Source organism: Brevibacterium sp. UCMA 11754 (genome assembly GCF_021532275.1).
GTDB lineage: Bacteria > Actinomycetota > Actinomycetes > Actinomycetales > Brevibacteriaceae > Brevibacterium.
Map to the genome: position 1 here is coordinate 1 of NZ_JACBOT010000030.1, position 9389 is coordinate 9389.

Annotated in this window: 10 protein-coding genes and 2 pseudogenes; 5 read left to right on the forward strand and 7 right to left on the reverse strand. The window is 61.3% G+C overall.

Going from position 1 to position 9389, the window contains the following annotated elements; translation table 11 throughout:
- Positions 1-37: 37 nt before the first annotated feature.
- The 3 genes and pseudogenes from HX613_RS22320 to HX613_RS16990 all read left to right on the forward strand — a co-directional run bounded on the left by HX613_RS22320 (position 38) and on the right by HX613_RS16990 (position 2226).
- A pseudogene (locus HX613_RS22320) lies at positions 38-591 on the forward strand (tripartite tricarboxylate transporter permease).
- Positions 518-1261 carry a tripartite tricarboxylate transporter permease gene (locus tag HX613_RS22325; protein ID WP_268826998.1) on the forward strand — a complete coding sequence of 248 codons (744 nt, stop codon included), beginning with the start codon at positions 518-520 and terminating at the stop codon, positions 1259-1261. The pseudogene HX613_RS22320 and the gene HX613_RS22325 overlap by 74 nt, the downstream one beginning before the upstream one ends.
- A 272-nt stretch (positions 1262-1533) precedes the next feature.
- Positions 1534-2226 (forward strand): GntR family transcriptional regulator, encoded by a 693-nt coding sequence (locus HX613_RS16990; protein ID WP_235346409.1) that lies wholly within the window; start codon positions 1534-1536, stop codon positions 2224-2226.
- A 121-nt stretch (positions 2227-2347) separates the two neighbouring features.
- Here HX613_RS16990 and HX613_RS16995 read toward each other — a convergent pair whose 3' ends face one another.
- The 3 genes from HX613_RS16995 to HX613_RS17005 are packed head-to-tail and all read right to left on the reverse strand — an operon-like array spanning position 2348 to position 4688.
- Positions 2348-2926 carry a thiamine pyrophosphate-dependent enzyme gene (locus HX613_RS16995; protein WP_235346394.1) on the reverse strand — a complete coding sequence of 193 codons (579 nt, stop codon included), beginning with the start codon at positions 2924-2926 and terminating at the stop codon, positions 2348-2350.
- Positions 2923-3471 carry a thiamine pyrophosphate-binding protein gene (locus HX613_RS17000; RefSeq protein WP_235346410.1) on the reverse strand — a complete coding sequence of 183 codons (549 nt, stop codon included), beginning with the start codon at positions 3469-3471 and terminating at the stop codon, positions 2923-2925. Before HX613_RS17000 ends, HX613_RS16995 begins: the two co-directional genes overlap by 4 nt.
- Complete coding sequence (locus HX613_RS17005) at positions 3468-4688, reverse strand: pyridoxal phosphate-dependent aminotransferase (RefSeq protein ID WP_268826976.1); 1221 nt, start codon at positions 4686-4688, stop codon at positions 3468-3470. The genes HX613_RS17000 and HX613_RS17005 overlap by 4 nt, the downstream gene beginning before the upstream one ends.
- An 83-nt stretch (positions 4689-4771) precedes the next feature.
- Between HX613_RS17005 and HX613_RS23085 the strand changes: the two are divergent.
- A pseudogene (locus tag HX613_RS23085) lies at positions 4772-5389 on the forward strand (SDR family oxidoreductase); the annotation flags it as partial.
- 40 nt (positions 5390-5429) lie between these two features.
- A complete protein-coding gene (locus HX613_RS17010; RefSeq protein ID WP_235346411.1) occupies positions 5430-5690 on the forward strand; it encodes a hypothetical protein in 261 nt (86 codons plus the stop codon).
- A 112-nt stretch (positions 5691-5802) separates the two neighbouring features.
- Here the strand turns inward: HX613_RS17010 and HX613_RS22775 are convergent, their stop codons facing one another.
- The 4 genes from HX613_RS22775 to HX613_RS22795 all read right to left on the reverse strand — a co-directional run bounded on the left by HX613_RS22775 (position 5803) and on the right by HX613_RS22795 (position 8744).
- Positions 5803-6924: a (Fe-S)-binding protein gene (locus HX613_RS22775; RefSeq protein WP_328284982.1), complete on the reverse strand. Its 1122-nt coding sequence runs from the start codon at positions 6922-6924 to the stop codon at positions 5803-5805.
- Positions 6819-8024, reverse strand: coding sequence for an FAD-linked oxidase C-terminal domain-containing protein (locus HX613_RS22785; protein WP_442862613.1), 1206 nt, complete (start codon positions 8022-8024; stop codon positions 6819-6821). Before HX613_RS22785 ends, HX613_RS22775 begins: the two co-directional genes overlap by 106 nt.
- Positions 8025-8274: 250 nt before the next feature.
- Entirely contained in the window at positions 8275-8517 is a 243-nt protein-coding gene (locus HX613_RS22790; RefSeq protein ID WP_328284985.1) for an FAD-binding oxidoreductase, read from the reverse strand.
- Positions 8415-8744, reverse strand: a complete 330-nt coding sequence (locus HX613_RS22795; protein ID WP_328284984.1) for a hypothetical protein — start codon at positions 8742-8744, stop codon at positions 8415-8417. The genes HX613_RS22790 and HX613_RS22795 overlap by 103 nt, the downstream gene beginning before the upstream one ends.
- Positions 8745-9389: the final 645 nt, after the last annotated feature.

Here is a 9389-nt window from a genome sequence, read left to right on the forward strand (position 1 = left end):
CGCATCGAGCGTCGTGCTCACCCTCGACGGCTATCAGATGGCACGCAAAGGTCGAGCGGGAGCAGCCTTGGCGATCTCCGCCCTGGCGTCCTTCTTCGCTGCGATCATCTCGCTCATCGGCCTCATGGCCTTGGCCCAACCGATCGCACATTTCGCGCTCAACTTCGGACCTGCGGAGAATCTCGCGATCATATTGTTGGGTATGGCCACGATCGTGTCCTTTGCCGCGAGAACATTCTGCGCGGCATCACAATGGCCGCAGCAGGACTCCTCGTGTCGATGGTCGGTGTGGCATCCGGGTTCTCCACAGCACGGTTCACCTTCGGCAGCGTGAACCTGCTCTCCGGGCTCGATTTCGTTGCCGTGATGATCGGAATCTTCGCCGTCGGTGAGGTTCTCCACCAGATCCGCCGAGGCGGTGAGAAACCCATCCGTGCACGTTTCAAGGATCTGCTGGTGACGAAGGAGGAGCTGACCCGCTCCGCCCCTGCGGCCACGCGCGGCACCGTCTTGGGCTTTGCCGTCGTGTCCTTCCCGGCGCCGGAGCCACTCTGGCCACATTCCTCGCCTACGGCGTGGAGAAGCAGGTGAGCAAGTTCAAGCATCTCATCGGGAAGGGTGCCCGGAGGCTGTGGCGTCCCCGGAGGCTGCGAACAACGCTGCCGCCAATGCGAGCTTCATCCCCACTCTCGCACTCGGCATTCCCGGCAGCGGAACGACTGCGGTGCTGCTGGGTGCCTTCGTCATCTTCGGACTCCAGCCCGGTCCTCTGCTCTTTCAACAGGAACCTGACCTGGTGTGGGGTCTGCTGGTGAGCTTCTTCTTCGGCAACCTCATCCTGCTGGTGCTCAACCTGCCGCTGGCTCCGGTCTTCGCTCAGATTCTCAGGATTCCGTACGTCTTCCTCTACCCCATCGTGCTCATGATGAGCTTCGTCGGTGCCTTCGCTCTGGGAAACAACACATTCACACTGTGGATCGTGTTCTTTGCCGGGCTGCTCGGTTACTTCATGAAGCGTTTCGACTTCCCGGCGGCGCCATTCGTGCTCGGCCTGGTGCTGGGCCCACTGTTGGAGAAGTACCTGGTCCAAACCTCAGCGATGGGCGATGGGAACCTCTTCATCATGTTCCAGCGTCCGTTTTCGCTCATTCTCACGGTCGCGGCCCTCATCGCCCTCGCCTACCCATTGGTGACCGCGGTGATCCGTAACCTCAGAACACGGAAGGCTGGCGCGAAGGCGAAGGAGAATGTCGCTTCGTAGCCATCATCCAGTTCAAAATCAACCGGTGGATTCGTCAGCTCAGATGACGAATCCACTGCGTATGCCACAATTTTGCAGCTCCAGACTTCCTGATCGGACACCGGCTGAATATTTTGGACCCACGACTCAGCGAGGCCAATAGAGGACACAACATTCGGCGCAGTGTACGGACTGTCCTAGTGTGTCGTAATGTTAACTTCATACCCGAACACACATTCAGCCGTTGTGACAACGAGGAAAGTCTCATGCAGAAACCTCTCAAGCGACGCGGCATGTCCGATGACGTCGCTGACCGAATACGCGAATCGATTCTTGACGGCAGTCTCTCCCCAGGCGAACGCATCAACGAAGTCGAGTTGGCAAAGGTTCTGTCTGTGAGCCGTGGGCCGGTAAGGGACGCCATCACGATCTTGCGGCAGGAGGGGCTGTTGCAGGGTGAGTGGCATCGTGGTTCCTTCGTCACCGAGTTCGAAGAGCACGATCTCGAGGAAATCTACTCCGTCCGCTTTGCCATCGAGCTTGTCGCCATTCGCGCGCTCATCGCCAATCGAACTGATGACGATCTCTTACTCATCGAGTCACATGCAAAAGCTGTTGACGACGCTGTTCGACGAGGCAACCAGCGTGAGATGCTGAGTGCAGACATTGCGTTCCATGATGCAATCTATGAACGTTCAGGCAACCGTCGGCTCGAATTGGTATGGCTGAGTCTGCGGTCCCAGATTGCACTGCTCCTAGGGACAAGACAACGCAATCATGACGACTATCGCACTCGAATCAGCTCGGAGCACTGGGAACTGTTTACGGCAATCCGGGACCGCAATGGAGAGGCTGCTGAAGGCCTTGTGCGCGATCACATCAGAACCGCGTTCGAGCGCCTCCGAACCGATCTCGGCGCCGATGAGGAGCCGGCTTCACTCGTCGAAATCCATTTCGACTCGCCATCGACGGCACCCTTCTTGTGATGCATCGACGCTGGTTTCCGGTGCACGGCGACATGCCCACAGGTAGTCGTGTAGTGCAACTGGGCGGCGAGCCGCAAGATCGATTCTCACCTGTGGGACTCATAGATTGTTGGCACATGTTTCAGGATGCCGTTCTGCAGAGCAGCCACGATTGAAACCGCTGGCCGAGGATGACGGGATCCATGAGCAGAAGCGGAGTCGAGGCAGCATTGCCAGGTTCGATTCGGGCATGAAGGAACCACGGGCCCGCCTCATTTCTCGATGCGGTCAGGGCTGCCGCAAGTTCGGCCTCGCCCTCGGGCCGAAGCACCCTGAGCCCCGCGGCTTCAGCGATCGCGCCAAGGTCGAGGTCGCGTGCCTGAGTTGGGATTCCTGCGGTTGAGGCGTAGACGCCATTGTCGAGAACAATGATTACCAGGTTCTCCTGTCGGAGATAGCCCGCGGTCAGTGCAGCTCCAGGATTCATCAGCATCGAGCCGTCTCCTTCAATGACAAAGCATCGCGCTTCCGAGTTGGCTTGGATGCACTGTGCTATCCCGTTCCCCACTGAAATCGCGAGGCCCATGGCGTCGAGAAGATAGAGATGGTTGTCGCGGTCATCAATTGAGGCCAGTTCTCTGCTTGTCGCCGCACAGGTGGCAACAACGGGTTCATTGGCTGTGGATTCGATGATGGTGCGGAGTGCATCGATGCGTTTCATGCTTTGGCCTTTTCATCGGTGTGGTCGAAGAATTCCATGAGGACGACGACGGGGCGATACGTCATCTGAGAATGCTTGCCGGCTTCCACGATCGTCGCTGCCCAATCGTCTGCAGCGTTGCGGCGGTCCAGTGAGAAGACAGGGATGTTCGTCGAGCGGAGCAGTTCCGGCACCGGTGCTGAAATATTGTGGATCATCGAGTTGTACTCGCCCAGGCCGCCACGGGTATTGGCGATGATCAGGAGAGGAAGATGGTACGAGACCGCGAAAGTCGTCAGGGCCGTGAGCGCGTTGCCGAAGCCATTGTCTTGCATGACGATTACCCCGAATTTTCCGGCAAGGGGATAGGCACCGACAATGCCGATGGCTTCCTCTTCACGAGAGACGGGGAAGATGAGAGGCAAGGTACCCTCCTCTTCGGCTGAGAGCAGCCCATTGATGATCGGCGCTATGCTGGCGCTTGGTACGTATGCGACACCGTCGGGCTCCAGCCGGGTGATGGCATCGATTACCGAGCGGTGCCGCTCGTGGGTGATGGTTGTCATCGGTTTGTCTCTCCTTGTTTCGTTGTCAATGCGTGCGTGATTCTGGTGAGGCCTTCGCGTAGGTCGTCGACGTGACAGGCGTAGGAGATTCTCAGGGCATACGTGCCGCCTTCGGGGTCGAACGCCGTGCCAGGGATAACCGCAACGTTGTCCTCGCTCAACAGGCGCAGCGCAAGTTCGTCAGCAGGTTCGGCAATAGCCGGGTCATAGGTGAGGTAGAGGTAGAAGGCACCATCAGGGCGAGTGACATGGACGCCAGGTATGCCGGTCAACAGTTCCAGTCCGACGTTCCTGCGACGTTCGAATTCAGCCCGCATGCCCTCGGCCTCCTCTCGGGCACTGCGAAGAGCCGTCGCAGCCGCTGGCTGCAGGAACGCTGGAGGGCAGACAGTGGTGAATTGGCGGACGCGGAGCGCGGGAGTGATGAGTTCGCGCGGTCCGGCCAGCCATCCCAGTCGCCATCCGTCCATGGCGAATGCTTTGGCGAAGCCGCCGATGCTCAGCGTTCGGTCGCGTAGGTCCGGAAGGGCGGCTGGTGAATGGTGGACAGCATCGCCGTATATGAGGTCAGCATAGATTTCGTCTGAGAGAAGCAGCGCGTCGGTTCCTTTGAGTACGTCATTGAGCATATTGAGTTCGTCCTCGCCGACCACGGTTCCGCTTGGATTGTTCGGAGTGCAAATGACAACCATTCGCGTCGCTGACGTCACGTGCGCAGCGATGGCCTCGACATCGAGGTTGTAGTTGTCTTCGGCATCGAGTTCAACAGGTATCGGTGTCGCTCCTGCAAGGCGCACGCATTCTCGATAATGGGCCCAGGCCGGTACTGGAATGATCACTTCGTCACCAGGGTCGCAGAAGGCCATGATGGCAAGAAAGACGGCTTCATTCGCCCCGATTGTGACGAGGACTTCTCCGTCGGCTTCGTAGTGCAAAAGGCGACGCTGGGCAAGGTCGTCAGCAATAGCTGAGCGCAGATCAAGAGTCCCAGCATTCGGCCCATAGTGGACATCGCCTCGATTGAGCGCGGTTATCGCGCTCTCCTTCACCGTCGCCGGAGTATCGAAGTCTGGTCTCCCGATTTCGAAGTGGTAGACCTTTTCACCGTCAGCCTCTAACTCAGCCGCCTTGTCAAAGATGGCTCTGATTGGTGAGGGACGTATCTCACTTAGTCGCGAGGCGGGTCGAAACCCTCTCTCGCTCGTGGAAGTAGCCATTGACGACCTCTTTCTTGACTCTTGTGGACTTGAGGATGGAGCAATTCGGTCCCTGTGCCCAGACCCCGATGTCTCATCGATGTATGAATGTTAACATTCATACAGATCGCAGATTCGCCTGTAAACTGATCGCCCCGTTGAGCGAACGAGAAGCGCATAGACCTCCTCGCCAACTTCGCCGACACCAGTACCGTCACACTGAGAAGGAGTACACATTGAATATCTCGTCTGTTCTGATCATCGGAGCGACCGGCAGCATGGGCCGCCTGGTTGCTGCCGAAGCTCTCCGGCAGGGCTATCGCACACTGGCACTTGTTCGTACCCCGTCTCGAGCTTCTGTACTGCCGGAGGGGGTAGAGCCTGTTCGGGGTGATCTCACCGATCGCGAGAGTATGCGTGCGGCTCTCGAGGGCGCGGACGCGGTGATTTTCGCGCATGGCGCTGAGGGGAGCGAGGAGACGATCCGGCAAGTCGAATACAACGGTGTTCGCAACGTGCTGGACCTGATCGCTCATAGTGAGGTGCGGATCGTGCTGACGACCGGAGTCGGTGTCACTGCACGAACCAGTTGGTACAACACCTCACACATAGCCGATTGGAAACGACGTGCTGAGCGCTTGGTCCGCTCCAGCGGCCAGCCATACACCATCGTGCGACCCGGCTGGTTCGATGAGAACGGCCCGGACGAGCAGCAGCTCGTCCTCCGCCAGGATGACCGCCAGTATGCAGGTGGCCCTTCTGATGGAACAGTCTCCCGCGAACAGCCTCGCCCAGGTGCTCGTCTCGGCTGTGACGGCACCGGAAGCAGCAGGCAAGACCTTCGAACTCGTTGCGGAGCACGGTCCTGCGACGATCGATCTCAATGCGCTCTTCGATGGCGCACTTGCGGATACCCCGCACGGCCTCGACAGCGTCGGCGACAGAGCCGATATGCCTCTCGAGGACGAGCCCGCAGATGTCGTCGAGGACCTCCGCCGCCTCAGCGACACGACACAGGAATGAAAAAGAATGTTTGAAGGGTGGGATGTTCTGGTGTGATGTCGAGCTACCTGGTTCAGCGCTGCACGAAACCAGGAGCTCCACGCTCATGTTGCTCTAAGTACACGCGCACTTCTCACATGGCGCGCCCGATCATCGATGCAGGCGCGCCCGCCTCTGTCCTCGCGACCGGCAATCGCTTCGCTCGAGCGGAATATTCGACGCTGGCCGCCCCACCTGTCAGCAGTTGGGACAGGGTCATGCCCTGCACCTCGGCCAGATCATTCGCCTGGGTTCTGCACGAGTAGCCATCGGCCAGGAAGATCGAGTTCTCCGGTGCGTCACGCAGTCCCGGCAGCAGCGCGTTCTCGGCCACAGCGACGGAGACTTCGTAGTGACCGGCCTCCATTCCGAAGTTGCCTGCCAGCCCGCAGCACCCTGCCAGTTCGCGAATGGTGGCCCCGGTGCGTTCGAGGATCTTTCGATCCGCGGCGAAGCCCATGACCGAATGCTGATGGCAGTGCGGCTGGACGACGATGGTCCGGCCGGACAGATCGGGCACGTCGATGTCCGACTCCACCAGCACCTCGGCGATGGTGGAGGTGCGCGCCGCGATCAGGCTGGCCCGTGTGTCATCGGGGAACAGATCCTTCAGGTCGCTACGCAGTACGGCTGTGCAGCTCGGCTCGATGCCGACGATGGGGACCCCCTTCTGCGCATACGGGACCAGCACCTCCATGGTGTGGGTCAGCCGGGCCCGTGCCGCATCAAGCTGACCGGTGGAGATCAGAGTCAGGCCGCAGCATGCCTGTGACTCCGGCAGCAGGACCTCGAATCCGGCGGCCTCCAGCACTGCGACGGTCGCTCGGGCCCCGGCATCCGAGAGGTACTCAGAGAATGAGTCCGCCCAGAGCAGGACCTGCGGCCGGTGTCCGCGTTGCACCGTTGAGCTGCGCACATAGTGTTCTCCCACCAGTTCGTCGCGGGCCTGGGCCTCCGTGACGTTCTTCTTCGCCCAGCGGGAGAAGCGCTGAGTGTTGAAGCTGACCATGCCGCGCCGGGTGTCCATCCCGCCACCTGCCAGCACGAGTTTGGCCAACGGCCTCAGCGACAGTGCCGCGTTCGCGATTGCACTGACGCCCGGAACCGCGGTCAGGGCCTTGCCCCAGATGGGCAGCCAACCCAGCGAGTAATGCGAGAGCGGTCGGACCTTTCCCTTGTACGTGCGGTGGAGGACTTCCGACTTGTATTGGGCCATGTCGACACCGCAGGGCAGTCGCTGCCACACGCCTTGCAGCTCAGGCACAGGTCCAGCGATTCGTGCACGGCTGCGGAGTTCCAGTCGTTGATGAGGCCGCCGTTGGTGACCTCCTGAAGCACGCGGGCGCGTCCCCGAGTGCTGTCCTTCTCATCGCGCGTGGCCAGATAGGACGGGCACATGAAACCACCGGAACCAGTGGTATCCGCACGGCACTTGCCGACCCCCACACAGCGGTGCACCGCATCGGTGAAGCTTCCCTTGTCATGGGAGAAGGAGAACCCGCCTGCCGCCTGGATCGAGATCGCCTGCGGCCGGCGCAGATCCTGGTCGAGTGGCAGCGGATCGACGATGACGCGCGGGGTTGAGCAGCGCCTCCGGGTCGAAAAGGCGCTTGACCTGTTCCAATGCGGTGACGGCTTCGGTGGAGTGCTGCAGAGCCAGCAGTTCGGAGCGGGCGCGACCGTCACCGTGTTCACCGGAGGCAGATCCTCCGAACTTGGTGACCAGGCGACCGGCGTCCATGAGGAAGCTGCGGAAGATCTCGGTGCCCCCGGCTGGTCGAAGGGGAAGTTCGTGCGCATGTGCACGCACCCGTCGCCGAAATGGCCATAGGGCAGTCCGACGACCCCGTAGCTGTTCATCAGCTCGTCCTGCTCACGCAGGTAGTCGCCGAGGACGTCCGGGGGAACCGCGGCATCTTCCCATCCTGTCCAGGCCGGGTCGCCCTTCTCGGTGCGGCCGGCCAGTCCCCCGGCGTCGGCCCGGATGCCCCACAGAGTCGAGGCCTCTGGGCCGGCGGGAATGATCCGGTAGGAATCTGTGCCCGAATCGTCGGCGATGACCTGGGCGTTCGCAACAGCCTCGGCGGCGGTGGCTCCGGCGACCTCGATGAGCAGCCACCCGGAACCAGCGGGCAGTTCCGGTACCGCGTCCTTGCCCTTGTGGGCGCGGACCATGTCCATGAGGCGGGAGTCGATGCCTTCGACGGCAAGTGGTCCGTGGGGCAGGACTCGTGGGACCGCGTCGGCGGCGACGAACATGTCCGGGTAGCCCAGGGCCAGGACGGTCGGTGAGTTCGGCACGTCCCCGAGGGACACCACGGCTTCCATCGTCGTCGTCAGAGTGCCCTCGCTGCCGACGAGGAACCGCGCGAGATTGGGCCCGTTCTCCGGCAGCAGGTGTTCCAGCGCATAGGCCGAGGCCTGTCGGCTGAAGCGGCCGAATTCGGTGCGGATGACGCCGAGGTGGCTCGACGCAAGATCGGACAGCCCGGGTACTGGGTCGAGTCCTTCTCCAGCGGTGAAGCGTCGTCCCAGCCCATCGATGACGTCGAGTTCGACGACGTTGTCAACGGTGCGTCCCGCGGAGATCGCGTGTGGTCCGCAGGAGTTGTGTGCCGATCATGCCCGCGATCGTGGCCCGGTTCTTCGTCGACGGATCGGGTCGGAAGCGCAGACCGTGCGGGGCACCGGCCTTCTGCAGATCGCTCATGAGAACACCGGGCTCAACACGTGCGGTCTTGGCGACGGGGTCGATGTCGAGGACCCGATTGAGGTGCCGGGAGAAGTCGATGACGACTCCGGTTCCGATGGCATTGCCTGCCTGAGACGTGCCTCCACGCGGGAGGTGATCGGCACGCTATGGGACCGTGCCACGTCGAGGATGGCAGCGCACATCGGCCGTCGTCGTCGGGAAGACGACGGCCCGCGCGGCACGCGGTAGTTCGAGGCGTCGACCGCGTATTCGGCTCGCCTGCGCGCCGAGGTGTCGACCGTGCCTGCAATGCTGTGGGTCAGGTCTGCGATGAAGTCGCCCATTGTCTTCTCACCAATCGATCGTGCGGAGGCTGACTCATTGAGTGAAGCGTTGCTGTGCAGGTGGGGCCGCCCCTCACGTGTCCCGGGATGTCGAGCACGGCCTCCACGCCCGAAGGATCGACCTTGATGCCTGCCAGCTGCAGGCCCATCTGCACGCCGGAGAGGGTTCCGGCCAGAGTCAGATCGCTGAGATCGCCGAGGTGGCCGATCCGGAAGATCTTTCCCTTGAGTTTCGACAGTCCCGCCCCAGAGACATGTTGAACCTCTCAAGGATGATTCCCCTCATTTCGTCGGCGTCGAAGCCCTCGGGCATGAGCACGGCGGTGAGGACGGTGAGTGTTCGTTCTCGTTCGTGCACAGCACCTCGAGCCCCACGCTTCTACCGCTGCCCGGGTTGCCTCGCCGAAGCGGATATGGCGGGCGAAGACGTTGTCCATTCCCTCCTCGTTGAGAATGCGCAGAGCTTCCTTGAGTCCGTAGAGGAGGTTCGTGTTCGGGTGTAGGGGGTCTGTCCGTTCTTCCCGGATGCAGCATCTCGGTCCAGTTCCAGAAGGACTTGGGCAGAGTTGAGCGTTCGTGAGCTTCGAGAGCCTTGGCGCTGACAGCGTTGAAGGACATTCCCGGTGGCAGCATCAGCCCCTTCTG